23 protein-coding genes are annotated in these 24649 nt (G+C 71.8%); 13 read left to right on the plus strand and 10 right to left on the minus strand.

From position 1 onward, the window contains the following. The first annotated feature begins 29 nt into the window (after positions 1 to 29). The gene (locus tag AB0E77_RS24090) at positions 30 to 797 is read left to right on the plus strand and encodes a response regulator transcription factor (protein ID WP_361573845.1); all 768 of its coding nucleotides are present in this window, start codon (positions 30 to 32) and stop codon (positions 795 to 797) included. Beyond that, entirely contained in the window at positions 798 to 2243 is a 1446-nt protein-coding gene (locus AB0E77_RS24095) for a HAMP domain-containing sensor histidine kinase (protein WP_361573847.1), read from the plus strand. 292 nt (positions 2244 to 2535) lie between these two features. Here the strand turns inward: AB0E77_RS24095 and AB0E77_RS24100 are convergent, their stop codons facing one another. Both AB0E77_RS24100 and AB0E77_RS24105 read right to left on the minus strand, forming a co-directional pair. Beyond that, positions 2536 to 2823, minus strand: a complete 288-nt coding sequence (locus AB0E77_RS24100; protein ID WP_361573849.1) for a heavy-metal-associated domain-containing protein — start codon at positions 2821 to 2823, stop codon at positions 2536 to 2538. Positions 2824 to 2935: 112 nt separating this feature from the next. Further along, the gene (locus AB0E77_RS24105) at positions 2936 to 3364 is read right to left on the minus strand and encodes a hypothetical protein (RefSeq protein ID WP_361573851.1); all 429 of its coding nucleotides are present in this window, start codon (positions 3362 to 3364) and stop codon (positions 2936 to 2938) included. Positions 3365 to 3662: 298 nt separating this feature from the next. On the opposite strand from AB0E77_RS24105, the gene AB0E77_RS24110 reads away from it, so the two are divergent. The 3 genes from AB0E77_RS24110 (at position 3663) to AB0E77_RS24120 (ending at position 11179) form a co-directional block, all read left to right on the plus strand. Then, positions 3663 to 3914, plus strand: coding sequence for a hypothetical protein (locus AB0E77_RS24110; RefSeq protein WP_361573853.1), 252 nt, complete (start codon positions 3663 to 3665; stop codon positions 3912 to 3914). Between the two features lie 104 nt (positions 3915 to 4018). Next, on the plus strand, positions 4019 to 6052 hold the full coding sequence (locus AB0E77_RS24115; RefSeq protein ID WP_361573855.1) for a flotillin family protein: 2034 nt from the start codon (positions 4019 to 4021) through the stop codon (positions 6050 to 6052). 210 nt (positions 6053 to 6262) lie between these two features. After that, positions 6263 to 11179 carry a DNA repair ATPase gene (locus tag AB0E77_RS24120; RefSeq protein WP_361573981.1) on the plus strand — a complete coding sequence of 1639 codons (4917 nt, stop codon included), beginning with the start codon at positions 6263 to 6265 and terminating at the stop codon, positions 11177 to 11179. Between the two features lie 21 nt (positions 11180 to 11200). Here AB0E77_RS24120 and AB0E77_RS24125 read toward each other — a convergent pair whose 3' ends face one another. The 4 genes from AB0E77_RS24125 to AB0E77_RS24140 all read right to left on the minus strand — a co-directional run bounded on the left by AB0E77_RS24125 (position 11201) and on the right by AB0E77_RS24140 (position 14419). Beyond that, positions 11201 to 12424, minus strand: a complete 1224-nt coding sequence (locus tag AB0E77_RS24125; RefSeq protein ID WP_361573857.1) for a cation:proton antiporter — start codon at positions 12422 to 12424, stop codon at positions 11201 to 11203. Between the two features lie 140 nt (positions 12425 to 12564). Beyond that, a complete protein-coding gene (locus AB0E77_RS24130; RefSeq protein WP_361573859.1) occupies positions 12565 to 13077 on the minus strand; it encodes a DUF4396 domain-containing protein in 513 nt (170 codons plus the stop codon). Positions 13078 to 13261: 184 nt separating this feature from the next. Further along, positions 13262 to 13897 carry a DUF305 domain-containing protein gene (locus tag AB0E77_RS24135; protein WP_361573861.1) on the minus strand — a complete coding sequence of 212 codons (636 nt, stop codon included), beginning with the start codon at positions 13895 to 13897 and terminating at the stop codon, positions 13262 to 13264. A gap of 120 nt (positions 13898 to 14017) precedes the next feature. Next, positions 14018 to 14419, minus strand: a complete 402-nt coding sequence (locus AB0E77_RS24140) for a DUF6153 family protein (protein ID WP_361573862.1) — start codon at positions 14417 to 14419, stop codon at positions 14018 to 14020. A 109-nt stretch (positions 14420 to 14528) separates the two neighbouring features. Here AB0E77_RS24140 and AB0E77_RS24145 point away from each other — a divergent pair, with 109 nt between their 5' ends. The 3 genes from AB0E77_RS24145 to AB0E77_RS24155 all read left to right on the plus strand — a co-directional run bounded on the left by AB0E77_RS24145 (position 14529) and on the right by AB0E77_RS24155 (position 16299). After that, positions 14529 to 15020 carry a DUF2975 domain-containing protein gene (locus AB0E77_RS24145; RefSeq protein ID WP_361573864.1) on the plus strand — a complete coding sequence of 164 codons (492 nt, stop codon included), beginning with the start codon at positions 14529 to 14531 and terminating at the stop codon, positions 15018 to 15020. Beyond that, entirely contained in the window at positions 15020 to 15241 is a 222-nt protein-coding gene (locus AB0E77_RS24150) for a helix-turn-helix transcriptional regulator (RefSeq protein ID WP_361573866.1), read from the plus strand. The genes AB0E77_RS24145 and AB0E77_RS24150 overlap by 1 nt, the downstream gene beginning before the upstream one ends. Positions 15242 to 15387: 146 nt before the next feature. Next, positions 15388 to 16299, plus strand: a complete 912-nt coding sequence (locus tag AB0E77_RS24155) for an SDR family oxidoreductase (protein ID WP_361573868.1) — start codon at positions 15388 to 15390, stop codon at positions 16297 to 16299. Between the two features lie 260 nt (positions 16300 to 16559). Here AB0E77_RS24155 and AB0E77_RS24160 read toward each other — a convergent pair whose 3' ends face one another. The 3 genes from AB0E77_RS24160 to AB0E77_RS24170 all read right to left on the minus strand — a co-directional run bounded on the left by AB0E77_RS24160 (position 16560) and on the right by AB0E77_RS24170 (position 19028). Continuing rightward, the gene (locus AB0E77_RS24160) at positions 16560 to 17609 is read right to left on the minus strand and encodes a hypothetical protein (RefSeq protein ID WP_361573870.1); all 1050 of its coding nucleotides are present in this window, start codon (positions 17607 to 17609) and stop codon (positions 16560 to 16562) included. A gap of 161 nt (positions 17610 to 17770) precedes the next feature. Further along, complete coding sequence (locus AB0E77_RS24165; protein ID WP_030871918.1) at positions 17771 to 18052, minus strand: metal-sensitive transcriptional regulator; 282 nt, start codon at positions 18050 to 18052, stop codon at positions 17771 to 17773. 28 nt (positions 18053 to 18080) lie between these two features. Then, positions 18081 to 19028, minus strand: a complete 948-nt coding sequence (locus AB0E77_RS24170) for a hypothetical protein (protein ID WP_361573872.1) — start codon at positions 19026 to 19028, stop codon at positions 18081 to 18083. Positions 19029 to 19206: 178 nt separating this feature from the next. Here AB0E77_RS24170 and AB0E77_RS24175 point away from each other — a divergent pair, with 178 nt between their 5' ends. Further along, the gene (locus tag AB0E77_RS24175) at positions 19207 to 19485 is read left to right on the plus strand and encodes a heavy-metal-associated domain-containing protein (protein WP_361573874.1); all 279 of its coding nucleotides are present in this window, start codon (positions 19207 to 19209) and stop codon (positions 19483 to 19485) included. 86 nt (positions 19486 to 19571) lie between these two features. After that, positions 19572 to 21833 carry a heavy metal translocating P-type ATPase gene (locus AB0E77_RS24180; RefSeq protein ID WP_361573876.1) on the plus strand — a complete coding sequence of 754 codons (2262 nt, stop codon included), beginning with the start codon at positions 19572 to 19574 and terminating at the stop codon, positions 21831 to 21833. Positions 21834 to 22034: 201 nt separating this feature from the next. On the opposite strand, the gene AB0E77_RS24185 is transcribed toward AB0E77_RS24180, so the two are convergent. Then, on the minus strand, positions 22035 to 22634 hold the full coding sequence (locus AB0E77_RS24185) for a TetR/AcrR family transcriptional regulator (protein WP_361573878.1): 600 nt from the start codon (positions 22632 to 22634) through the stop codon (positions 22035 to 22037). 85 nt (positions 22635 to 22719) lie between these two features. On the opposite strand from AB0E77_RS24185, the gene AB0E77_RS24190 reads away from it, so the two are divergent. The 3 genes from AB0E77_RS24190 (at position 22720) to AB0E77_RS24200 (ending at position 24638) form a co-directional block, all read left to right on the plus strand. Continuing rightward, positions 22720 to 23139 (plus strand): nuclear transport factor 2 family protein, encoded by a 420-nt coding sequence (locus AB0E77_RS24190; RefSeq protein ID WP_361573880.1) that lies wholly within the window; start codon positions 22720 to 22722, stop codon positions 23137 to 23139. Next, positions 23136 to 23351, plus strand: coding sequence for a heavy metal-associated domain-containing protein (locus tag AB0E77_RS24195; RefSeq protein WP_361573882.1), 216 nt, complete (start codon positions 23136 to 23138; stop codon positions 23349 to 23351). The genes AB0E77_RS24190 and AB0E77_RS24195 overlap by 4 nt, the downstream gene beginning before the upstream one ends. 216 nt (positions 23352 to 23567) lie before the next feature. Beyond that, the gene (locus AB0E77_RS24200; protein WP_361573884.1) at positions 23568 to 24638 is read left to right on the plus strand and encodes a questin oxidase family protein; all 1071 of its coding nucleotides are present in this window, start codon (positions 23568 to 23570) and stop codon (positions 24636 to 24638) included. The last annotated feature ends 11 nt before the right edge of the window (positions 24639 to 24649 follow it).

Raw genomic sequence — 24649 nt, forward strand, 5'->3', positions numbered from 1 at the left:
GGGGCCGCCGCCCTTGGCAGACTGGACGGGTGCCCCGGACCGTTCTGCTCGCCGAAGACGACCGCGCCATCCGGCATGCCCTGGAGCGTGCCCTCACCCTGGAGGGCTACCGGGTCACCGCGGTCGCCGACGGCGTCGAGGCACTGGCGCAGGCCCACCGCGGCCGCCCGGACGTGCTGGTCCTCGACGTGATGATGCCGGGCCTCGACGGCCTCCAGGTCTGCCGGGCGTTGCGCGCCGAGGGCGACGGCACGCCGATCCTGATGCTGACGGCGCTCGTGGAGACCGCGGACCGCATCGCGGGGCTGGACGCGGGCGCCGACGACTACGTGGTCAAGCCGTTCGACGTCGAGGAGGTCTTCGCCCGGCTGCGCGCGCTGCTGCGCCGCACGGACCGGACGGAGGCGGAGGGCGCCGGGACGGTGACGGCCGGGGAGGTTCCGGCCGGCGGGGAGGATCCGTCCGGGCCGGGCCCCGAGCGCGGGGAGGCCGACGGCCGGTATCTGGAGGCGGCCGGGCTGCGCATGGATCCGAGCGCCCGCCGCGCCTGGCGGGGCGAGCGGGAGCTGGAGCTGACCCGCACCGAGTTCGAGCTGCTGGAGCTGCTGGTCCGCAACGCGGGCATCGTGCTCGACCACTCCACGATCTACGACCGCATCTGGGGCTACGACTTCGGCCCCGGCTCGAAGAACCTCGCCGTCTACGTCGGCTATCTGCGCCGCAAGCTCGACCAGCCGGACGCGCCGCAGCTGATCCAGACCGTGCGCGGGGTGGGTTACGTGCTGCGGGAGGGCTGAGTGGGCGCCTGGCCCGGCCGCGGCGGACCGGGTGGGCGGCGGCCGCGGCTGCTGTCGTTGCGGACCACGTTCGCCGTGTCGTTCGCGACGGTCACCGCCGTGGTCACGGTCCTCGTCGGCGTGCTGTCCTACAGCGCCGCCGCGCGGCTGGTGCGGGTGGACCAGGAGTCCGTCTTCGACCAGGTCGTGCAGGATCTGCGCGCAGAGGTGCGCCAGCGGCCGATGTCGCCCGGCGACTTCTCCTCGTCCGCGCCCGGCCACGACATCGTGCGTCCCGCCCGTACGGACGTGCAGGTGCTCGGACCGGACGGCGAGGTCTCCGACCCGGCCGGCCGCCGGCTGCCGGTGACCGGCGAGGACCGGCGGACGGCCGGGGCCGCGGTGGCCGGGCGGATGGTGCAGCACGAGGACGTGGACGTCGGCCACGACGTCTACCGGGTCGCGACCGTGGCCCTCGGCGGGGGCCGGGGCGCGGTGCAGGTGGCGCAGGAGTTCAGCGACACCGAGGATCTCCTGCGGGCGCTGCAACGGCGGACGCTGGTGCTGATGGCGGCGGTGGTGACGGCCGCGGGCCTGTGCGGCTGGTGGCTGGCCCGGCGCATCACCCGGCGCCTGATCGCCCTCACCTCCGCCGCCGAGGACGTGGCCCGTACCCGGCGGCTCGGCATCCAGGTGCCGGTCACCGGGCACGACGAGGTGGGCCGGCTGGGCCGCGCCTTCGACCGCATGCTGGGGCGGCTCGCCCAGTCGGAGGAGGACCAGCGGCGGCTGGTCCAGGACGCGGGGCACGAGCTGCGTACGCCGCTGACCTCGCTGCGCACCAACATCTCGCTGCTGCGCCGGATCGACGAACTGCCGCCCGCGGCGCGCGAGGAACTGGTCGCCGACCTGGGGCAGGAGGCCCGTGAGCTGACCGACCTGGTCAACGAGCTGGTCGAGCTGGCGGCCGGCCAGTCCGGGACGGAGCCGGTGCGGACGGTCGACCTCGGCGAGATCGCGCACGAGGTGGCGACGCATGCGCGGCGGCGTACGGGGCGTGAGATCAGTGTGCGGGCCTGTGGGGAGACCACGGTGGAGGGGCGGCCGGTGATGCTGACGCGGGCGGTGTCCAACCTGGTGGAGAACGCGGCGAAGTTCGACCGGGCGGGGGCGGGGCCGATCGAGGTGTCCGTCGCCGGGCCGGCGCGGCCCGGGGCGATCCGTGTGGAGGTGCGTGACCGGGGGCCAGGTATCGCCGATGCGGATCTGGTGCGGGTCTTCGACCGGTTCTACCGGGCCGCGGACGCGCGGTCCCAGCCCGGGTCGGGGCTCGGGCTGTCCATCGTGCGGGAGGTGGCGCTGGCGCACGGGGGGACGCCGTTCGCCCGCCGGCGGGAGGGGGGTGGGTCGGTGATCGGGTTCACGGTGGGGGAGGTGCCGGGCCCGATGGCGGACGGTGGTGTGTGAAGCGGCGTTGCCGTCGGGGGGTGGTGGTACATGATTGCCGGTGGCCCGGCCGTGGTTGCCGGTCAGGGGGCGCGTGGCCCGGCGCTGGCGGGGTGCCTCCCCTCAGAGGGGAGACCCCCGGCGCCCACCCGTGCCGCCCTGGGGGTACCTCCCAGGCCGTTCAGGCGCTGGGGGAGGCACGACTGCCCGCAGCTACGGGCGGCTACGGCGGCTTCGGGCAGCTACGGCGGCTGGGGCGGCCAGGGCGGCTGGGGCAGCTGGGCGGCCAGGGCCGCCAGGTGGCGTGGGTGGGTCAGGCCCTGCCGGTGAGTTCGTAGCCTGCCTCGTCGATCGCCGCGCGGACCGCTTCCTCGTCGAGCGGCGCCGTGGAGGTGACCGTCACCTCGCCCGTGGCGGCGACGGCCTTGACCGCGGTGACGCCCGGCAGGGCGGAGAGTTCCTCGGAGACCGCGCCCTCGCAGTGGCCGCACGTCATGCCGGTCACCGTGTAGACCGTGGTCACGCCCTCCACGGCGGCGCCGGAGTGGCAGGAGCCGTCGGTGGTGCAGCAGGAGCCGGAGTTCTTCTGGTCGGCGGTCATGGTGTCCCCTCGGGTGGTCGACAGGCGGGTGGGCAGCACGGGAGGCGCGCTCTGTCGCAGCGCCTCCCGACACCGACCACTGTATACCCCCTGGGGGTACCGGGGAAGTCGGTCAGGCCGACGACCTGGAGCCGTGATCGGTGCACAGCGCCCAGATGACGAAGACGCCGACGCCGATCGAGATGATCGCCCAGAGCGGTGTGTAGGGCAGCCACATGAACTGCAGGATCACGAAGAGCGCCGTCAGTCCGACGCCGAGGCCCCGCGCCCACGCGGCGCCCGTGAGCACGCCCGCGCCGGTGACGACGAGGAGGATGCCGAGGATCAGATGGATCCACCCCCACGAGGTGAGGTTGAACTTGAAGACGTAGTCGCCGACGGACGCGTAGACGTCGTCCTTCGCGATGGCGGCGATGCCGTTGAAGATGCCGAAGATGCCCTCGATCAGCATCAGCACACCGGCGAAGACGACGCCGCCGGAGGCCCAGGCACTCCGGCTGTCTCCGGACCGGCCTCCGGTGCTGTGGGTGGCGTTGGCCATGGTCGTTCTCCGTCCCTCGGAATCCACGTGCGCGGGGGCTTCGAGTCTTCGTCCGCGACCGGGCGAGGGCGAGCGGGTGTGGGCCGTTCGAGTGAACGTTCCGAGGGCGGGCCCGGCATCGAGGCAGGGGTGAACACTGCCGGAAGTCGGCAATGCGGCGAGACGCGCCGTTCGGCAGGATGAGCACAAGGGGAGCGCGTGGGACGGCTCCGATGCCGGGCACCGGCAGGTGAACCGTCGGAGCCCACGCGTGCCGTCGCCGTCGCGGCGGTCACGGGGCAGGATCAGGGGGTACGTCATGCGGGCTTTGGCCGAAGCCGCCGCCGACACGGCCGTCGTGCCCCGTACCGCCGTCCCGCGAGCCGCCGCCGGCCTCCGCCGTTCCGGCCGCGCCCCGGGCGCCGGCCCCGTGGGCGCCGGTGACGTCACCGTCCCGCTGCCGACGGCCACCGCACCCGTCACGGCGCGCCGCGCGCCCCGGTCCGTCGGGCTGCCGTGGCGTCGCCTCGCCCCCGACGAACCCGTGCCGTCCCGCACGGCCACTGCCTGAACCCCGCGGCGCCTGCCCTGCCGTTACCGGCCCGCACCGGCCGCCGCTGTGACGCCTCCGGGCCCTGAGCGGGCTCGATCTTCCTAGCCGCCAAGGACGTGCTGATGAATGCCATGACCGTGGGCGCGTGCGCGCTCGTCGTCCTCTTCCTGCTCGCCCTGCTCGTCGTCTCCCGGCTGTTCCGCAAGGTGGAGCAGGGCAAGGCGCTCATCGTCTCCAAGATGCGCAAGGTCGACGTGACCTTCACCGGACAGGTCGTCCTGCCGGTGCTGCACCGGGCCGAGGTGATGGACATCTCGGTGAAGACGATCGAGATCACCCGGGCCGGCAAGGAGGGCCTGATCTGCCGGGACAACATCCGCGCGGACATCCGCATCTCGTTCTTCGTCAAGGTCAACAAGACCGTCGAGGACGTCGTCAAGGTCGCCCAGGCGGTCGGTACGGCGCGGGCGAGCGACCGCGACACCCTCCAGGAGCTGTTCCACGCGAAGTTCTCCGAGGCGCTGAAGACCGTCGGCAAGCAGCTGGACTTCACCGACCTGTACACCAAGCGCGAGGAGCTGCGGTACCGGATCATCGAGGTCATCGGTGTCGACCTCAACGGCTACCACCTCGAGGACGCGGCGATCGACTACCTGGAGCAGACGCCGCTGACCCAGCTCGACCCGGCCAACGTCCTCGACGCGCAGGGCATCCGCAAGATCACGGAGCTGACGGCCCTGGAGCACGTGCGGACCAACGAGGCCCAGCGCACCGAGGAGAAGGAGATCACCCGGCAGAACGTCGACGCCCGGGAGGCCATCCTGGAGCTGGAGCGCCGTCAGACGGACGCCGAGATCAAGCAGCGGCGGGAGATCGAGACCGTGCGGGCCCGCGAGGAGGCCGAGACCGCGCGGGTCGTCGAGGAGGAGCGGCTGCGCGCACAGGCCGCCTTCCTGCGCACCGAGGAGCAGCTCGGCGTCCAGCGCGAGAACCAGGCCCGTGAGGTCGCCGTCGCCGCGAAGAACCGGGAACGGGTCATCGCCATCGAGAACGAGCGCATCGAGAAGGACCGGCTGCTGGAGGTCATCGCGCGGGAGCGGGAGACCGAGCTGACCCGGATCGCGGCCGAGAAGGAGGTCGAGGCGGAGAAGCGGGACATCGCCGAGGTCATCCGCGAGCGGGTCGCCGTGGACCGTACGGTCGCCGAGCAGGAGGAGTCCATCAAGAAGCTCCGCGCGGTGGAGGAGGCGGAGCGGCAGCGGCAGACCGTGATCATCGCCGCCGAGGCGGAGGCGCAGGAGCGGCTGGTCAAGGACATCAAGGCCGCCGAGGCGGCGGAGGCGGCGGCCACCCACCGTGCCGCCGAGGAACTCACCATGGCCGAGGCCCGGTTGAAGAGCGCCGACCTGGAGGCGCAGGCCAAGCTGCGGATGGCCGAGGGCATCCAGGCCGAGGCCGCCGCGGAGGGGCTGGCCGCCGTCCAGGTCCGCGACAAGGAGGCCGACGTCATCGAGAAGGCCGGCCGTGCCGAGGCGGAGGCCACCGAGGCCCGGATGCGTGCCGAGGCCGAGGGCGCGCGGGCCAAGGCGCTCGCCGAGGCGGAGGCCATCGGCGGCAAGCTGAAGGCCGAGGCCGCCGGACTCACCGAGAAGGCCGCGGCGATGGCCGCCCTGGACGACGCCTCGCGCGGTCACGAGGAGTACCGGCTGCGTCTGGAGGCGGAGAAGGACATCCGGCTGGCCGGTCTGGACGTGCAGCGGCAGGTCGCCGAGGCGCAGGCCACGGTGCTGGCCACCGGACTGGAGAACGCCGACATCGACATCGTCGGCGGGGACTCGGTCTTCTTCGACCGTCTGATGTCCTCGGTCGCGCTCGGCAAGGGCGTCGACGGCTTCGTCAAGCACTCCGAGACGGCGCAGGCCCTCGCCGGGCCCTGGCTGGACGGTTCCTCGAGCTTCACCGAGGACCTGACCCGCGTACTGGGCTCCGTCTCCACGGCCGACGTGCAGAACCTGACCGTCTCCGCGCTGCTGATGAAGCTGATGAAGACCGGTGACGTGCACGCCGGCCAGGTGCAGAAGCTGCTCGACAAGGCGGGCGAGCTGGGGCTCGCGGACGCCCCGCTGACCGCCCTCAACGGCAGCGCCCGGGCCTGACCCTGCGGCCCCCTCTGTCCTCCGGAGCCGCCGTACGGGGAGGGGCGGCTCCGGAGCCCACTCGCGGAAAGGAACCCCATGGCAACCGGGGCGGACACGGACACCGGCACGCACGCGGCACCGGACACCAGTACGCACGCGGCACCGGTCACCGGCACGATCGAGACGCCGGTCACCGGCACGGGCCCGTACGACGGCCCCGGGGGAGCGATGGACACCGGCACCTACGAGGTGCTCCGTGACCGGCTCACCGCACAGGCCGCCGAACTGGCCCGGCGCACCGAGGAGCTGAACGCCCGCCGGGTCGAGGAGTTCGGCTCGGCCGGACTCGAACTGGCCGGCACCGAGCGGCTGCGGACCGAGCGGGCCTGCGTCCCCCAGGACGTCGTGGCCGTCGGCGGCGCGCTGCTCCTCGGCTACAACACGGCCTTCGCGACCCGCACGGAGGTCGCGGTGGGCGACGTCCTCGCGCTGCACGACCGGGACCTGAACCGGCTGCCCGACGACGCCGTGCCGGGTCTGCTCGACGACCCGGCCTTCGTCCGGGAGTTCGCGGCCCTGTACCGCTACTACCGCGAGGCCACCCTGCTGCGGCTGCGCCGCGTGGACGGCAGGCTGCTCGCCGTCTTCCGCACCGGCGAGAAGGCCGACGACATCCGCGTACTGCGCTGGGCCCTCGCCGACGACGGGCGGGCGTCGTTCCTCGACGCGCGCGGCGACCGCGACCATGTACTGCCGCCCGCCCACGACTTCACCTGGACCACCGCCACCCGCGAGGACCACGTCCTGGGCCGGCACCCGCACGTGTCCGTCGGGGGCGAGGTCTTCGTCGCCGCCGTCGGCGGGTCGCTCACCGTCAAGGTCGTCGACGACACCGAGACGGGGGAGGGCATCCACAGCGAGCCGGTCTCCGAACCGCTCCAGGCGCTCGCCGACGCGGACATCGCCCACGCCCGGGTGGGCGCGCTGATCCTGCTGCGCGTGCGTCCGTACAAGGAGGAGACCGACCGCTACCTGGTGTTCAACACCCTCACCAGGACGGTGGTCCGGCTCGACGGCATCGGGCAGGCCTGCCGACGCCTCCCCGACGACCAGGGCATCATCTTCCCCGGCGGCCACTGCCTGGCCACCGGCGCCCACCGCACGTACGAACTCGACGTGACGGGACTGGAGTTCGAGCGGGAGGTGCGCTCGCCGAACGGCGAGGACGTGCTGTACGCGTTCCACGCCCCCGCCCGGGGCCGCAGCCTGCTGCTGCCGTACAACCTGATCCGCAAGGAGGTCGCGGCGCCGCTGCCCTGCCGGGGCTGGGCGCTGTTCGACGACGGCACGCTCACCCTGCTGCGCACCGAGGACGGCGGCGAACCGGCCCGGGTGCACCCGGTGCAGCGGTGGACGTCCCCGTACGCGTCCGACACGTACGCGGCGGCCCGCCCGGCCGGCAGCGGCCCGCTGGCCCGCATCGGCAACGCCGACCTCGTCCGCGGCATCTCCGACTGCCTGTCCGTGTCCCGCGCCGCCACGGAGACCACCCCGACCGGCGGGGTGTACGCGGAACTCGCCGCCGCATGCGTCCGGGCGGCCGACGCCCACCACTGGCTCGGCGACCCCGAAGCCGGCGATCTGGCCGACCCGTTGGGGCAGGTCCGGGCCACCGCGGAGCAGGTGCTCGCCGAGTTCGAGAACGTACAGGCCCTGACCCGGCAGGCGGCCGACGCGCTGGAGGAGGCCGCGTCCCGGCTCGCCGCCGTCGTGCGCCGGCTGCGCGGCGAGGCACCGCGCGGGGCCACCGCCTGGGTGACCGGACTGGCCGCACTGCGCCGCGCACAGGGGCATCTGCTGACCCTGAAGGAGATGCGGTACGCCGACACGGCCCGCATCGACGAACTCGCGGCCGGCGCCGAGGACGACCTCGCCGCCTTCGGACAGCGGGCCGTCGCCCACCTGGCCCGCGAGGACGCCTTCGCCGAGCACCACGCGGACGTCGAGCGGCTCGTCGCGGACGCCGAGGCGATCGGCACGGCCGCAGAGGCCGCGCCCCTCGACGCCCGCCTCGACGAGCTCGCCGAGCAACTGGGCACGGTGACCGAGGTCGTCGCCGGCCTCGACATCGGCGACACCACCGTCCGCACCGCCGTCCTGCAACGCGTCGCCGAGGCCCTCGCCGGGGTCAACCGCGCCCGCGCCGTCCTCGGCGCCCGCCGCCGCGCCCTGCTCGACCAGGAGGGCCGCGCCGGGTTCGCCGCCGAGTTCGCGCTGCTCGGCCAGACGGTCGCCGGCGCCCTCGCGGTCGCCGACACCCCCGAGGCGTGCGACGAGCAACTCGCCCGGCTGCTGGTCCAGGTGGAGAACCTGGAGTCCCGGTTCGCCGAGTTCGACGACTTCCTCGGCGAGCTGGCCGACAAGCGCGACGAGATCCACGAGGCGCTCTCCGCGCGCAAGCAGTCCCTCGCCGACGCCCGGGCCCGCCGCGCCGAACGCCTCGCCGACTCGGCCGCCCGCGTCCTGAACACGGTCGCGCGCCGCGCCGCCACGCTCCCCGACGCGGACGCCGTCACCACCTACTTCGCCTCCGACCCGATGCCCGTCAAGGTCCGCCGCACCGCCGCCGAGCTGCGCGCACTGGGCGACCCGGTCCGCGCGGAGGAACTCGACGGCCGCCTCGAGGCCGCCCGCCAGGAGGCGTCCCGCGCCCTGCGCGACCGTACCGACCTGTACGCCGACGACGGCCGCACCCTGCGCCTGGGCGGCCACCGCTTCGCCGTCGGCACCCAGTCCCTCGACCTCACCCTGGTCCCGCACGGCGACGGCCTCGCCCTCGCCCTGACCGGCACCGACTACCGCGCCCCGGTCACCGACCCGGACTTCGCGGCCACCCGCCCCTACTGGGACCGGCTGCTGCCGTCCGAGTCGCCCGGCGTCTACCGCGCCGAACACCTCGCCGCCCGCCTCCTCGACGACCACGGCCCGGCCGTCCTCGCCCAGTGCGACGACCTGGCCGCCCTCGTGCGGGACGCGGCGCAGGCGGCGTACGACGAGGGGTACGAGCGGGGCGTCCACGACCACGACGCCACCCTCATCCTCACCGCGCTGCTGCGCCTGCACGACGACGCCGGCCCGCTGCGCCACGAGCCCGCCGCCCGCGCAGCCGCCCAGCTCTTCTGGGCGCACGGCACGACCGAGGAGGCCCGGCGGGACTGGCGGCGGCGCGCGGTGTCCCTGGCCCGGGCCCGGGACACCTTCGGCCTCGCCCCCGCCATCGCCGACCTGCGACGGGAAATGGCGGACGCCATCGCGGGCGGGACGGGCGAGACGGGCGAGACGGCGGAGGCGGCAGCGGCGTACCTCTTCGAGGAGCTGACGTGCGGCCCCGACGGCTTCGTCCTCGCCGCCGGCACCCGCACGCTGCTCGACAAGTTCCGCCGCACGGTGGGCGGCCCGGCCTACGACGAGGACGTCGCCGCCCTCGGCGACCCGGCCGCGCGGCGCCAGCTGGTCGAGGCGTGGCTCACCGCGTACACGGCCTCCACGGGCACCGAGGCCACGCCGGGCGACCTGGCCGAGGCGGTGGCCGCCGAGCTCTGCCCGGACCTGCCGCGCTATCCGCACGACGCCCCGCTCACCCGGACCGTGCGCGGCCTGCTCGGCGCCCACCCGCGCGTCACCGACGGCACCCTCACGCTCCGCATCGACGAACTCCTCGCCCGCACGCGCGCGTTCCGCGCCCACGACGTGCCCGGCCACCGCGCCTACCAGCACCGCCGCACCACCCTGCTGGCCGCCGAGCGGGCCCGGCTGCGCCTGGACGAGTACCGCCCGCGCGTGCTGCCGGCCTTCGTCCGCAGCCGGCTCATCGACGAGGTGTACCTACCGCTGATCGGCGACAGCCTCGCCAAGCAGCTCGGCACCGCGGACGCCGCCCACCGCACCGCCGGCGGCGGGCTCCTCCTGCTCGTCTCCCCACCGGGCTACGGCAAGACCACCCTCGTGGAGTACGTCGCCGACCGCCTCGGCCTGATGCTGGTGAAGATCAGCGGCCCGGCGCTCGGACACGGAGTGACCTCCCTCGACCCCGCCGAGGCGCCGAACGCCACCGCCCGCCAGGAGGTCGAGAAGATCAACTTCGCGCTGGAGGCGGGCAACAACACCCTCCTCTACCTGGACGACATCCAGCACGCCTCGCCCGAGCTGCTCCAGAGGTTCATCCCGCTGTGCGACGCCACCCGCCGCGTCGACGGCGTACGGAACGGCGCACCCCACACCTACGACCTGCGGGGCAAGCGCTTCGCCGTGTGCATGGCCGGCAACCCGTACACCGAGTCCGGCAGCCGCTTCCGGATCCCCGACATGCTCGCCAACCGCGCCGACGTCTGGAACCTCGGCGACGTCCTCACCGGCAAGGAGACCGCCTTCGCGCTGAGCTTCGTCGAGAACGCCCTGACGGCCAACCCGGTCCTCGCCCCGCTCGCCGGCCGCGACCGCGCCGACCTCGACCTGCTGCTCCGCCTCGCCGAGGGCGACACCGCGGCCCGTGTGGACCGGCTCGTCCACCCGTACGCGCCGGCCGAACTGGAACGTGTCCTGGCGGTGCTGCGCCACCTGCTCACGGCCCGCGCCACGGTCCTCGCGGTCAACGCCGCGTACATCGCCTCCGCCGCCCAGCAGGACGACGCCCGCACGGAGCCGCCCTTCCGGCTCCAGGGGTCGTACCGCAACATGCGCAAGATCGCCCAGCGGATCCAGCCGGTCATGAACGACGCGGAACTGTCGGCGCTGATCGAGGACCACTACCGGGCCGAGGCCCAGACCCTCACCACGGGAGCCGAGGCGAACCTGCTGAAGCTGGCCGAGCTGCGCGGCACCCTGACTCCCGGGCAGGCGGCCCGCTGGACCGAGGTGAAGGCCGCCCACGTGCGCGGCCGGGCCCTCGGCGGCGCGGACGACGACCCTCCCCCGGCCTTCGGCCGGGGGGAGCCCCATCTCGCTGCGCTCGACCGGGCCGTGGCCGCCCTCGGTCTCCTCGCCGACCGGATCGGCGCCGTCGAGTCGGCGATCGACCGCGCCGCGCTTGCGGGCCCCCACCCCTCCGGGGCCCACGCCCGGCGCCCGAAGACGCCGGAGGAGTGAGGGCCGTACGGGCGGCCCCGCTCACCACGCCTCGGTGTCCTCCGCCGTGCCGGCGGAGGTCGTGGGCCCGCCCGTACGCCCGGTCCCCGCCCGCAGGCGCGTCGCCACCAGCGGCAGGACGAGTACGGAGACCATCGCGGCGCCGACCAGCGACGTCGCCTCGTCCGAGCCGAGGACCTCCTGGTCCACGCCGATGGTCGTGATCGCGACGACCAGCGGCAGACACGTCGAGGCGAAGAGAGCGAGGGCCCGGCGGTCGGGCGGGCCGAGATCGCGCGGCGCCAGCAGATACACCGGCACCCCGCGCACCAGCAGGAACAGCAGCAGGAAGGCCGGTACGAGCAGCAGCGAGCCCGCGTCGTGGAGCAGCGCGTCCAGATCGAACTCGATCCCGGTGACCACGTAGAACAGCGGCACGAGGAAACCGAAGCCCATCGCCTCGACCTTTCCGAGGACCTCCTCGCTGCTCGCGGGCGCGGCCCGGTGCAGTACGAGGCGGGTGAGCACACCGGCCGCGAAAGCGCCCAGCAGCACGTCGAGGCCGAAGACCTCGGCAAGGCCCAGCATGCAGGCGAGCAGCAGCATCACGAACCGGACGGCGAACTGGCCGCTGCTGTGCAGGGTCCGCTCGGTCAGCCGCCCGAACCACGGCGGACGCGGACGCAGTGCCCAGAACACGGCGCCGGCCGTGACCGCGCCGAACGCCGCCAGCAGCGCCGCCGACTCGGCCGGCCTGCGTCCGCTGAGCAGCAGTGCGACGGCGACCACGGGGCCGAACTCGCCGACCGCCCCGAACGCCGACATCACCGTCCCGAACCGCCCCCGCAGCTCTCCGCTGTCGCGCAGCATCGGCAGCACCGTGCCGAGCGCCGTGCTGGTCAGCGCGGTGCCGATGACGAACGCCTCGAAGACGTCGCCGCCGCTGATCAGGAAGGCGAGCCCGATGCCGGCGACGAGGGAGACCAGCCAGGCCCACAGCGAGCGGCGCAGCGTGTCGCCGCGCACCGCCGCGAACTCGATCTCGTAGCCGGCCAGGAAGATCAGCATGGACAGCCCGAGATCGGCGAGCGTGTCCACGACCTCGTCCGGGTGGGCCCAGCCGAGCACGTCCGGGCCGATGAGGATCCCGAGGGCGATCTCGAAGATGACCAGCGGGATCCGCACCCGGTGCCCCGTGGCGTGGACGAGCAGCGGTGCCAGGACGGCGGCGGCCATGATCAGGACGAGGGTGCCCGGATGGGTCATGGCGGGCGTCTCCCTCCCTGGACGGCAGGCGGCCACCGGGCGCGACGGCGCACCGCCCGGTGGCCACCCTCACCCGCCCGACGGGCCCGCACCACCGGACGTACGCCGTCGGAAGGACCGGCCCGACGGGGCGGCGCCGGTCAGTGGTGGGCGTGGACGACGGCGTGTCCCTTGCCGCGGCCGATCATCCACTTGTTGACGGGCGTGGTGAGCACGAAGGCGACGGCGAGCCCGCCGAGCAGGGCGTACCAGAACAGGCCCTCCGAGAGCTGGGCGTCCATCGCGCCCGGCACGAGGGCGATGATCCCGTTGTCGACCAGTTCCATCACGGCGATGGAGACGGTGTCGGCGGCGAGCGCGACCTTGATCGCGGCCTTGAGGCCCAGTCCGGCGCGGCGCACCGCGAAGAGGGTGAACGAGTAGCCGAAGACGAACGCGAGCGCGATGGCGAGGATCATCGTCGGGACGTTGCCCCACGCCAGGGCGGTGCCGACGACCATCCCGAGGATCTCGCCGATGGCGCACCCGGTGAGGCAGTGCAGCGTGGCCTTCGCGGCCATGGCCCACGAGGCGGGGCCGTGGCCGGGGTGGTGGCCGTGGCCGTCTCCGGCGTGTCCGGTGTGTTCTGCGTGCCGGTGAGTGCTGTGGTCCATGACTTCGTCCCCATTCGATGTCCCGCGGGCCACTGACCGGCCCGCCCCCCACGACCCGGAACCATATACCCCTGGGGGGTATAAAGCGAACGGCCTGCTCGAGTGGCCGACGGGGGGGAGGCGAGGAGGGGCGGGCGGGCGCCGCTCGTGGCGCCCGCCCGCCCCCTGCGCGGAGCGAGGCGTGTCAGTCCCTGCCGAGCAGCTTGTTCATCTGCTCGATCTCCGCGCTCTGCGAGGTGATGATCTCCGCGGCCATCTTCTTGGCGGGCGGGTGGGCGCCGTCGGCCCGCTCCGTCCGGGCCATCTCGACCGCGCCCTCGTGGTGCTTGATCATCATTTCCATGAACGCCGTGTCGAAGGCCGCGCCCGAGGCGTTCTCGAGCTCGGCCGTCTCCTCGGCGGTCATCATGCCGCCCGTGCCGTGCCGGGAGTGGTCCATGGCGCCCTCGGCGGGCACCTGCTCGCCCCAGGAGCTGAGCCAGCCGGACAGGGTCCTGATCTCCGGGTCCTGGGCCTTCTTGATCTCGGCGGCGAGCTTCTTCACCTCGGCCGACCGTGCCCGGCCGGGCGCGAGGTCGGCCATCTCGACGGCCTGGCGGTGGTGGGGGATCATCCCCGTCGCGAACGCCACGTCGGCGGCGTTGTGCCGCCCCTGCGGGACGGACGCGGACGCGGAGGGGGAGCCGGCGTCGTGGCCGCCGTGCCCGGTCGCCGGGCCGTCGCCGTCGCCGTCACCGCCGCAGGCGGCGAGGACGAGCACGGCGGCGCCGGCGATGACGGCGGCGGCACCGCGACGGACGAGGGAACGCTTGTGCTGCATGGTGGTGCGACTCCTTCACGCGCGCCGTTCGCGGCGCGCGGGTGGAACGGATGGAGGGCGTGCGAGGGCACGGCACCCGTCACCGGGGACTCCCGGGCGTGGGGTGCCGGGCGGGCCGCTCTATATCCGCAGGAGCTGGAGCTCGGAGAGGTCGGGCGGCGACCGCCCGTCGTGGGGCGACCGCGACGACGCCGCGGCCGGGGAGGGCGCCGGGCGCGCGTCCGACAGGGCGCCGGCCGGCGCGGGCGGCGTGTACGCCGAACCGACACCGGCGGCCGCGCACGTCCCGTCGGCGTGGGCGAGGTGACTCGCTCCGCCGTCCGTGTGCGCACAGGCTCCGTCCGCGTGCGGCATGGCGTCCGCCGTGGTCGTCACCATCGCGTGACCGGAGACCGAGTGGACCGTCGGCGTCACGCCGGGGGCCAGGCCGTGCATGCCGAGCACTCCGGCCAGCACGGCCATCACGAGCAGCACGAACAGCCGCCCGGCCGGGCGGTCGCTGGACCGGCTGCTCTTGATCACGCGCCCATCGTACGGACGCGCCACCCGGCGGCAGGCCGGACGCCCTTGCCTCACCTATCGAGTTTCGATAGATTCCCATCGTAACTCGATGGAAGGGCTGGGGTCGGTCATGGGAAATCTGGCAGTGCGGGCGCTGCGCGCCGTGCTCGTGGTGGTGCTCGTCGGCACCGTGTTCGTGCAGGCGTTGATGGTGTGGGCGCTGGCCAGCGGGAACGACCCGGAGGACGGATCGCTCCCGTTGACCTCGATGCGCGTGATCACGGTCCTGGGCATGGTGGCCGTCCAGGGCGCCCTGTTCTGCGTATGGCGTCTGGTGACGATGGTGCGTCGCGGGACCGTGTTCTCCCACGCCGCCTTCCGGTACGTGGACGGGGTGATCGGCGCGATCGTGGCGGCCGCCCTGGTGTGGTTCGCGGTCACGGCCGTCAATGCCCCGGGCCAGCGGGAGGACCCGGGTGTCACCGTCATCATGGCCGGGATCGGCGTGGCCATGCTCGGGGTGGCGCTCGTCGTGCTGCTGCTGCGGATGCTGCTCGCCCAGGCCGTCGCCCGCGACGTCGAGGCGGCGCGGATGCAGGCCGAGCTGGACCAGGTGATCTGATGGCGATCGTCGTGGACATCGACGTGATGCTGGCCCGGCGGAAGATGTCCGTGGGCGAGCTCGCCGACCGCGTCGGGATCACGCCGGCCAACCTGGCGGTCCTCAAGAACGGCCGCGCGAAGGCGGTGCGCTTCGCGACGCTCGCCGCGCTCTGCGAGGTGCTCAAGTGCCAGCCGGGCGACCTGCTGCGCTGGGAGGCCGAGGACGCCGCGAGCGGCTGACGGCCTCGCCGGCTCCTGTGCTCGACGCCGGCGCCGCCCTGACGACCCGCCCCGAGCGGTCGGTGGCCCCGTCGGGGTGTGCAGAGGGCTTCCGTGGGATACCTGCCCCCGGGAGTTGCCCGCGCGTCCTCAGGAGGCTCACGAACATGCAGGACAACGGCGGAAGCGAGAGCACCGGCCCGCAGATCGGCGCCCAGCCGGAACCGCCCTACCCCAAGCAGCGGCAGCAGGCCCCGGGGCTGGAGCGGGACATGCGCCCCCGGCCCCGCTACGAGGCCGAGCGCTACCGTCCGGCGGACAAGCTCCGCGGCAAGGTCGCGCTCATCACCGGCGGTGACTCGGGCATCGGCCGCGCCGTCGCGCTGCTGTACGCGCGCGAGGGTGCGGACGTGGCCATCGTGTACCTGCCCGAGGAACAGCCGGACGCCGAGGAGACCCGCGACGCGGTGGAGGCCGCCGGGCAGAAGTGCCTGCTCCTGCCCGGTGATCTCGCCGACGCCTCCTTCTGCCGGGAGACGGTCGACCGGACGGTCCGGGAACTGGGCGGCCTGAACATCCTGGTGAACAACGCGGCGCACCTGAACAGCCAGACCGACCTCTCGCAGCTCTCCTTCGAGGACTGGGACAGGTCCTTCAAGGTCAACGTGTACGCCTACTTCCACCTGGTGCAGGCCGCGCGTCCGCACCTCGGGGAGGGGGACGCGATCATCGCCACGGCCTCGGAGGAAGCCCTCAGGGGCAGCGACACCATGATCGACTACGGGGCGTCCAAGGCGGCGTTGGTGAACTTCACCAAGTCCATCGCCGAGCACCTCGCCAAGGACGGCATCCGAGCGAACGTGGTCGCCCCGGGCCCCACCTGGACGGTGCTGAACGTCGCCGATCCGAACATGCCCCAGGAGGGCCTCGCGCATCTGGGCAGCGAGGGACCGCTGGCGCGTGTCGCACAGCCGGAGGAGATCGCGCCGGTGTACGTGTACCTGGCCTCGGACGCCGATTCCAGCTTCACCGTCGGCGAGGTCATCGCCGTCACCGGCGGCATCACCACCACCGACTGACCGGCCCTCGGCTCCCGCGAGCCGAAGGCACGGACCGCGGCACGCGGCCGGTCAGGGCCACACCAGGCAGTACGGCTGGTGCCCCGCCTCATGCAGCCGGTGCGAGAAGTCCTGCCACTCGTGCAGCGATTGGAGGAGGCGGGGCGCTGACCTGGTACTTCTCGGCGAAGTGTGCGGTGACCTGCGGAAACTGCTTCCGGTAGTTCTCATGGGTCAACGCCGTTTCCCGGGCTCATGTGCCCTGGATGTGCCCTCGCGGCTCACAGAGCCAGGGGCTTGGACAGGGGTATTGACCTCTGTTGCAGACCCTCCAGCACGAGGTGAGGAATCACTTCAAGTGCAGTGTTCAAGGCGTACTCCAGAGCCGCAGCATCGGGGGACCGGTCGATGTCCAACGCATCGGTCCACTTGCGTGGCTGATAACGCGCCAGCATGGAGAAGCTGTAGAGGAGCAGCCACCAGGACATCAGCGGTGTCGGTGGCGTTTTGCTCGTCTCGAAAGCGGGCCGCAGGTAGCGGTACGCCCTGAAGCGATAGACCGGGGCCCGAGCTTCGAAGAACTCTTCGATGTCCGCCTCTTGCATGTCGTTCTGGGGAGCCGGCCAACAAAGCTCGACGGAGAAGGACCCGGCCTTGAGTTCCTCGAACGCCTCATCCTCAGCGCCCCATACTCGCGCGCCTTGGAGGCCCTGGTACCTGGCGATGAAGTCCCTGACCCACGACTTCCTGTCTGTCAGCGGGGGAGTGTCCTCGTGTACGAAGACGGTGGCGCGAACGTATCCTGCGGTTCCAGTAGCAGTGTCGTCGAACCACCTGCCCGCGTTTCTGGCAGACACGTAGCTGCGTGCCAGCAGGTCAACTGCGGGGGTGTGCTTCGATCCTTCGAGTGGAACCTCGACGAGTTCAGGTATCGAGTTCCATATGGATCCGAGGCTGACTGCGCCTGTCGTGCGTTCTGACTTGGTGGTGTCGGAGACTGCCTGGAACGCACCCACCCCCTCCGGCCTGACGGCGATGTCTGGGATGTCGTGTTTCATGTCCGGGATCTTCAGGCCGTGCTTGTCGAAGGTCCATGTCCCCTGCGCGTGGGCGGCTGTTATCGCCAGTCCGGCCTGGACGAGGCCGTAGTACAAGTTGATGGGGCGAGTGGCGGGAGAGACGACTTCGGCCGCCTTCATCTGTTCCTCGAACTGTTGCAGGGCGGCGGAGAAGGTTTTCCTCCTGGAAGCCGAACTCTTGAGGTGACTCTTGTCCGCCAGGCTCGTACGGCAGTGTCGCAACCCCAGCTGTATCGCTGTCGTCCCGTTCATGTACTCCCGCCTTCTTCCGTAAAGGACAGTGTGACTGCTCGGGAGTCAGGAAGGCGGGAAAATGCGAAGGGATGATCGGCGTGACCAGGAGCGCTTTATGAAGTTGCGGCGCGTGACCTTGGCGTTGTCTGTGGTGCCGGCCGCCGCGTTGCTGCCATTCGTCAGGAGCGAACGAGGCGGGCGATGGCGTCGCTGGCTTCCTTCAGCTTGATGTCGCCGCTGTCAGTGCCGTCCGCCACGGCGGTGCGTACGCAGGTGTCCATGTGCTCGTCGAGCATCTGCAGGGCGAAGGACTGCAGGGCGCGTGTGGTGGCGGAGACCTGGGTGAGGACGTCGATGCAGTAGGTGTCTTCTTCCACCATGCGCTGCAGACCTCGGACCTGTCCTTCGATCCGTCGCAGTCGTTTGAGTACGTCCTCTTTTCGATTGCTGTAGCTGGCCATCGGCCTCTTCTCCCTTCTTCTCGCGGGGTCAGTGCTGGTGGTTGCTGTCGGTGTGCTCTTCGCCGGTTGCCGGCTTCGGCGCGTCGGCGGGAGTCGACTTGCCGGTGTGGACGGTGAAGGCCGCGGTGCGGACGGTGCCGTTGTGCTTGAAGTCGAGGAACAGGCGGTACGTCCCGGCGCTGGGCGCCGTGGCGGTGAAGGAGATGCCGGGGCCAGGCTTGGTGGTGCCGTCGCCGGGTTCGCCGTTGGGGTGGACGTGGAGGTAGGCGAGGTCGCCGGAGCGCAGGGCGACCAGGTGGCCGTAGGCGCCGAGGTAGGGCTCCAGGTCGGTGACCGGGCGGCCGTCGCGGCTGATGCTGAGGGTCAGCTCGTCCGCCTTGCCCGGGCGCAGGGCGCCGTTCAGGGTGACGGTGTAGCCGTCGATCGTTGTGGTGGCCGCGGGTTCGGGCAGGGCCGCCGCCTTGTAGGCGCCGGAGGCTGCGAGGTCCGCGCCCAGGGTGAGGTTGGTGGCGTCTTCGGCGTCCGGGGTGAAGTCGGCGAAGACGCGGTAGGTGCCGGCGGCGGGCAGGTCGACAGGGGTGCTCCAGGTGCCGTCGGCTGCGCGGGTGGGGTGCAGGTGGCGGTAGGTGACCAGGTCGCGTGAGGCGAGGATGAGGTGGAGCTCCTTGCCGTGCTCGCGCCGGAAGGACGTCACCTGGTGTCCGTCCTGGTCGCGGATGGCGAAGCGGAGTTCGCTCTCTTCACCTGCGGTCACGCGAGGTGTCTTGAGGTCCAGGGTGTATCCCGCTTCGGAGATCTGCAGGCCCGCGGGAGTGGCGTTCGCGTGGCCGGACGGTGCCGGGCGGTCGTGCTTCGCGTGCGCTGCCGGGTCCTGGTCTCCGGCGGCGGGGTCGATCGCCGCGCCGACCCCGTAGGCAGTACCGAAGGTGGCCGCGAGCGCGGCAGCGAAAACGGTGATCTTCACGCCGGTGTTCATGACGTGCCCTCTCTTGTCGGCGTCGCGCTTCTGCTGAAACTTGACGCCGACTATATACCCCTAGGGGGTATGTGTAAGGGGCTCCATCAATGTTTGCCAGATATACCTAGGGGGGGTATACATGGTGACGCCAGAGTACCCCCCAGGGGTACATGATCACCTTGTCTAGGAGGAACCCATGTCCTGCTGCACCCCCGACGGCAGCTGCTCCACCGGCACCACTACGTCCACGGCCACGGCGGGCACCACCACCGTCTACGACGTCTCCGGGATGACCTGCGGCCACTGCAAGGCCACGCTCACCAAGGAGATCGGCGCGCTGGGCGGCGTCCTGGCGGTCGACGTCGATCTCGAAGCCGGCCAGGTCAGCGTCACCACGAAGGACGAGCCCGACGACGCGCTGCTGGCCAAGGTCGTCGACGACGCCGGTTATGAGCTCACCGGCCGCGCGGCCTGAAGCCTCCGCATACCTGCCGGGCCCGCCCGCGGGCCCGGCCACCTCCGTTCGTTTCCCTTGTTCGCCGATCAGCACGAGGAGCACTGATGGCCACCACGGTCCCCGACACAGCCGAGGTAGAACTCGCCATTGGCGGCATGACCTGCGCCTCGTGCGCCGCCCGGATCGAGAAGAAGCTCAACCGGATGGACGGGGTCACCGCCACCGTCAACTACGCGACGGAGAAGGCCAAGGTCCACTACAGCGGTGACGTGTCCGTCTCGGAGCTGATCGCCAGGGTCGAGGCCACCGGGTACACGGCCCGCGAACCCGAGCCGGTACGTGCCGAGCCTGCGCCCGGCACGGAGAACGCCGAGACCGCCGACGAACTGCGCCCCTTGCGGGAGCGGCTGGTGACGGCGGTGGTGCTGGCGGTCCCGGTCATCGCGATGGCGATGGTGCCGGCGCTGCAGTTCGAGTACTGGCAGTGGCTGTCGCTGACCCTGGCGGCGCCCGTGGTGACGTACGCGGCCTGGCCCTTCCACAGGGCCGCGTTCACCAACGCCCGGCACGGCGCGGCCACGATGGACACCCTGATCTCGGTCGGCACGTCCGCGGCCTTCCTGTGGTCGCTGTGGGCCCTGTTCCTCGGCACCGCGGGCATCCCCGGCATGACCCACCCCTTCGAGCTGACCATCTCCCGAGGCGACGGCTCCGGGAACATCTACCTCGAGGCCGCCGCCGGGGTGACCGCCTTCATCCTCGCCGGGCGCTACTTCGAGGCCCGCTCCAAGCGCAAGGCCGGCGCCGCGCTGAAGGCCCTGCTGGAACTGGGCGCCAAGGACGTCACCGTACTGGGCCCCGACGGCAGTGAACGCACGATCCCCACTGGGGAACTGGCGGTGGGCGACCGCTTCCTGGTCCGCCCCGGCGAGAAGATCGCCACCGACGGCACGGTCGTCGAGGGCACCTCCGCGGTCGACGCCTCCATGCTCACCGGCGAGTCGGTACCGGTCGAGGTCGGCGTGGGCGACCCGGTCACCGGAGCGACCCTGAACGCGGGCGGCCGGCTGGTGGTCGAGGCGACCCGGGTCGGCGCCGACACCCAACTGGCGCGGATGGCGAAGCTGGTCGAGGACGCGCAGAACGGCAAGGCCGCCGCCCAGCGGCTCGCCGACCGCATCTCCGGCGTTTTCGTCCCGGTCGTCATCGCCCTCGCCCTGGCCACGCTCGGCTTCTGGATCGGCAACGGCGCGGGGCTGACCGCCGCCTTCACCGCGGCCGTCGCCGTCCTGATCATCGCCTGCCCCTGCGCCCTGGGCCTGGCCACGCCGACCGCGCTGATGGTCGGCACCGGGCGCGGCGCCCAGCTCGGCATTCTCATCAAGGGCCCCGAGGTCCTGGAGTCCACCCGCAAGGTCGACACCATCGTCCTGGACAAGACCGGGACCGTCACCACCGGCCGCATGACCCTGCTCGCCGTGCACACTGCCGAGGGCACCGACGAGACGGATGTACTGCGCTTGGCCGGCGCCCTGGAGCACGCCTCCGAACACCCGATCGCGCAGGCAGTGGCCGCCGGGGCAGCCGACCGCACGGGCACCCTGCCCGTCCCGGAGGACTTCGCCAATGCCCCCGGTCTCGGCGTGCAGGGCGTCGTCGAGGGGCACGCCGTCCTCGTGGGCCGCGAGCAGCTCCTCGCCGAGTGGGCCATGGAACTGCCCGCCGGCCTGGCACGCGCCAAGGCCGAAGCAGAGGCGGCAGGACGTACCGCGATCGCGGTCGCCTGGGACGGCGAGGCGCGGGCGATCCTGGAGGTCGCCGACGCGGTCAAGGAGACCAGCGCCGAGGCCATCACCCGGCTGCGTGCCCTGGGCCTGACCCCGATCCTCCTCACCGGCGACAACAGGGCCGTCGCCGAGGCGGTGGCCGCGGAGGTCAGCATCGCTCCCGAGCACGTGATCGCCGAGGTCATGCCCGAGGACAAGGTCGCCGTTGTCAAGCGCCTCCAGGGCGAAGGGCGTTCGGTGGCGATGGTCGGCGACGGAGTCAACGACGCCGCCGCGCTCGCCCAGGCCGACCTGGGCCTCGCCATGGGCACCGGCACCGACGCCGCGATCGAGGCGGGCGACCTCACCCTCGTCCGCGGCGACCTGCGCGCCGCCGCGGACGCCATCCGACTGGCCCGCAGGACACTCGGCACCATCAGGTCCAACCTGTTCTGGGCCTTCGCCTACAACGTGGCCGCCCTGCCGCTCGCCGCCGCCGGGCTGCTCAACCCGATGATCGCCGGAGCCGCCATGGCCTTCTCCTCCGTCTTCGTCGTCGGCAACTCCCTGCGCCTGCGCGGCTTCAAGGCCGCGAGCTGAGAACACTTCCCAAGTGGGTGAGGGCGGGCCTGATGGCCCGCCCTCACCCACTTCTGCCCTGCCGCTTCAGGCCCGCCCGCAGGGGTCACCCCGCGTCGGCTCCCGCCTGCTTGCCCAGCGTGATCTGCACGCGCAGACACATCCCCAACACCTGCCGGACCAACGTCACCTGCGTCGTGCCGACTCCGCACCACGTCCCGCTCAGGCGTCCGCTGGTTCGGCGGCGCCGAGCAGGCGGAGCAGGCTGACACGCAGGACATCCTGCGCCACCGTCGCGGGTAGTCGGCCGGCGTCCTGCTCCGTGCTCGCTGTGTGCCCGAGCGCCATGGTCGAGGCGACGAGCCAGTCGACGGGGAGCCGGTCGTCGAATTCTCCGGCCCGTTGGCCTCGTTCGATCACCTGTCCAATTCGTTCCGCGACGGGCAGGTGCCGGTCGCGGTCGACCTCTGTGCTGACGGGCTGTGCGCTGATCATCTTCAGCAGCACGGGGTAGCGCTCGGCCACTTGGGCGCTGGCATCGATCATGCGGAGCAGCGTTTCCGTTGCGGTGTCGGCGTCATGGGCGATGGCGTCCATGGCAGCGACGGCCTCGTCGGTAATCCGCTTGACCACGGCCAACAAGAGCTGTTCCCGGGAAGCGAAGTGGGCGTAGATCGTCGGTCGGGTCACGCCCGCGGCCCCGGCGATGGTCTCCAGGCCGGCGTCGGGCTCGACGTTGAGGACCTGAGTTGCGGCATCCAGGATGGCGGCCCTGCTGCGGCGGGCGTCAGCGCGGCGGTTACGGGAAGGGGATGACTTCATTTCTTACATGTTGCCAAACTTGTCAGCGGCTGTATATTTGACGGCTCGTAAAAGATAGCGTCCGTACATCAACCGCGGGAGCGACATGCGACCCCTTGGCAGCACCGACCCCGGACAGTTCATCGCGGACTTCTACACCTCCTTGACCGAGGAGTTGCTGCAATCGGACGAGGATGCGGCGGTGATCATCGATCGGTTTCACACCCCGGACATCGTCGAGATCGCCGACGGACACCGGATGGACCGCGAGAAGCTCATCGCGCATTGCCGTCCAGTGCGCAAGAACCGCCCCACTTTGCGTATGGAGGTGCACGAGGCCATCGTCGACGGCGACCGGCTTGCCGCCCGGTACACCATGTACTCCTCGCAGCGCGGCAAGGACCTCGCCACCGAGGTCTACTTCTTCGGCCGGTTCGCGCCGGACGGGCGTATGAGCCGGGCCCACATGACCACCCGCACGCTTCGGGCCAATGGAAACAGCAGGCAGCAGGCGGTGACAGCGTGACCGAGCGCGTCTACACCGTCGCAGGCATGGTCTGCGGCCACTGCGCGGAGTCGGTGGGTGAAGAGCTCGAAGGCATCCCCGGTGTTACCGCTGTCAGCGTGGACGTCGATAGCGGCAGGGTTGTGATCACGAGCGATGAAGTGCTCGACACCGCGAACGTACGCGCGGCGATCGAGGAAGCGGGCTACGAGCTGTCTGCCGACGGCGCGTAGACCCCGCCGACAGCCGCCATGAGGCAGTGCCCCACCGTTGAACCGAACCGCACGCCGCGCTGTCCGTGAGCCATGCGTCACCACGGCCTTCGGCCGACCCGCCCGACGAGTGCACAGAAGGTGCACCTGCGGAACTGACCGCGTCCCTCACACGAAGCGGCAGCGTCAGGCCCGCCTCCGATATCCGTCACCGAGAGGGCTGCCATGGAGGATCACGTGGACTCGGACGAACTCGCCGCAGCGTATGGACGACTGCACGGATACGGTCCCGAATTCGGCGGAGACGAGGAGGGCAACCACGGGTTGACCAATCACGGCCCGATGGCTGTGGAGGTCATGTTCAGACGCGGGCTGGACACTGGCGTTCAGGGCTGGCTCGACCGCTATGTTCACCGCCTGGCGGAGCTCCCCGACGTCGGCGAACCCATCCAGCCCGACGAGTGGAGCGCAGCGCTCGGGCAGGCACGGCGGCTGCCGGACTGGACGGTGTACTTCCAGCGAGAGCTTGCCGAACGTTCCTGGCAGGACGTGCTTACTCAGTGGTGGTCACGCTTGCTGCCGGGCATCGTGGCCGGCTCAACCCATGGCGTGATCCGGGTCGGTCACGCGGTGCGTGCGCTCCGCGCCATACCTGGCCCGCCGGTGCGTCCGATGCTCGACGAGTTGGCGCACGGACTGGCGTTCTGGGCGGCGCGGTACCGTGAACTCACCGGGGTGGCTACGCCAACGGGCTCCCTCACACCACAGCAGGCCGTGACGGCCGTCAACCGGCTGGACAGCCAAAGCGGCTTCATCGCCCACCGGCTCGACCGCCTTGAGCGCAGCCCGGACTGGACCGCGAGCCTACGCATGCTGCAACCTGCCGCATCCGCCGAAGCGGTCCCGGCGCGGCTGGAGGCCCTGGTCGACAGCGCTGCCAGGGCATACCTCGGGCTTGGTCATGGAGATCCGGTCCTGCTCGTCCACGCCGCGACCGCGCCCAACGCCGTGCTGCATGTTCTCCCGGTCCTGCCGACAGAGCTGTGGCAGCGGAGCCTGACAGCGGCCTGGGCTGCCACGGCGGCGATCATCGCGACCTACGCGCCGGCCCAGTCGGCACCCGAAGCGGAAATCCGTGCGCGTCTCCCCGAGCTCTCCCGCGAGGATGCGCTTTGCCGGGCAGCGCAGCACGGTGACGAGCACGTCCTGAAGTTCACCGACACCGCAGTCGAGTCCTACGACCGCACTGGTGACCCGGCGTTTCTCGCCACGACCAGCCTGGCCGGTGAGCTGATCGACCAACCCTGATGCGATACCTG

This window comes from Streptomyces sp. NPDC032940, assembly GCF_040636935.1.
GTDB lineage: Bacteria > Actinomycetota > Actinomycetes > Streptomycetales > Streptomycetaceae > Streptomyces.

Bases quoted from the DNA above. Each gene is read 5' to 3' on its own strand.
- AB0E77_RS24100 (WP_361573849.1), bottom strand. From the start codon at position 2,823: ATGACCGCCGACCAGAAGAACTCCGGCTCCTGCTGCACCACCGACGGC.
- AB0E77_RS24105 (WP_361573851.1), bottom strand. From the start codon at position 3,364: ATGGCCAACGCCACCCACAGCACCGGAGGCCGGTCCGGAGACAGCCGG.
- AB0E77_RS24110 (WP_361573853.1), top strand. From the start codon at position 3,663: ATGCGGGCTTTGGCCGAAGCCGCCGCCGACACGGCCGTCGTGCCCCGT.
- AB0E77_RS24115 (WP_361573855.1), top strand. From the start codon at position 4,019: ATGAATGCCATGACCGTGGGCGCGTGCGCGCTCGTCGTCCTCTTCCTG.
- AB0E77_RS24120 (WP_361573981.1), top strand. From the start codon at position 6,263: ATGGACACCGGCACCTACGAGGTGCTCCGTGACCGGCTCACCGCACAG.
- AB0E77_RS24125 (WP_361573857.1), bottom strand. From the start codon at position 12,424: ATGACCCATCCGGGCACCCTCGTCCTGATCATGGCCGCCGCCGTCCTG.
- AB0E77_RS24130 (WP_361573859.1), bottom strand. From the start codon at position 13,077: ATGGACCACAGCACTCACCGGCACGCAGAACACACCGGACACGCCGGA.
- AB0E77_RS24135 (WP_361573861.1), bottom strand. From the start codon at position 13,897: ATGCAGCACAAGCGTTCCCTCGTCCGTCGCGGTGCCGCCGCCGTCATC.
- AB0E77_RS24145 (WP_361573864.1), top strand. From the start codon at position 14,529: ATGGGAAATCTGGCAGTGCGGGCGCTGCGCGCCGTGCTCGTGGTGGTG.
- AB0E77_RS24150 (WP_361573866.1), top strand. From the start codon at position 15,020: ATGGCGATCGTCGTGGACATCGACGTGATGCTGGCCCGGCGGAAGATG.
- AB0E77_RS24155 (WP_361573868.1), top strand. From the start codon at position 15,388: ATGCAGGACAACGGCGGAAGCGAGAGCACCGGCCCGCAGATCGGCGCC.
- AB0E77_RS24160 (WP_361573870.1), bottom strand. From the start codon at position 17,609: ATGAACGGGACGACAGCGATACAGCTGGGGTTGCGACACTGCCGTACG.
- AB0E77_RS24165 (WP_030871918.1), bottom strand. From the start codon at position 18,052: ATGGCCAGCTACAGCAATCGAAAAGAGGACGTACTCAAACGACTGCGA.
- AB0E77_RS24170 (WP_361573872.1), bottom strand. From the start codon at position 19,028: ATGAACACCGGCGTGAAGATCACCGTTTTCGCTGCCGCGCTCGCGGCC.
- AB0E77_RS24175 (WP_361573874.1), top strand. From the start codon at position 19,207: ATGTCCTGCTGCACCCCCGACGGCAGCTGCTCCACCGGCACCACTACG.
- AB0E77_RS24180 (WP_361573876.1), top strand. From the start codon at position 19,572: ATGGCCACCACGGTCCCCGACACAGCCGAGGTAGAACTCGCCATTGGC.
- AB0E77_RS24185 (WP_361573878.1), bottom strand. From the start codon at position 22,634: ATGAAGTCATCCCCTTCCCGTAACCGCCGCGCTGACGCCCGCCGCAGC.
- AB0E77_RS24190 (WP_361573880.1), top strand. From the start codon at position 22,720: ATGCGACCCCTTGGCAGCACCGACCCCGGACAGTTCATCGCGGACTTC.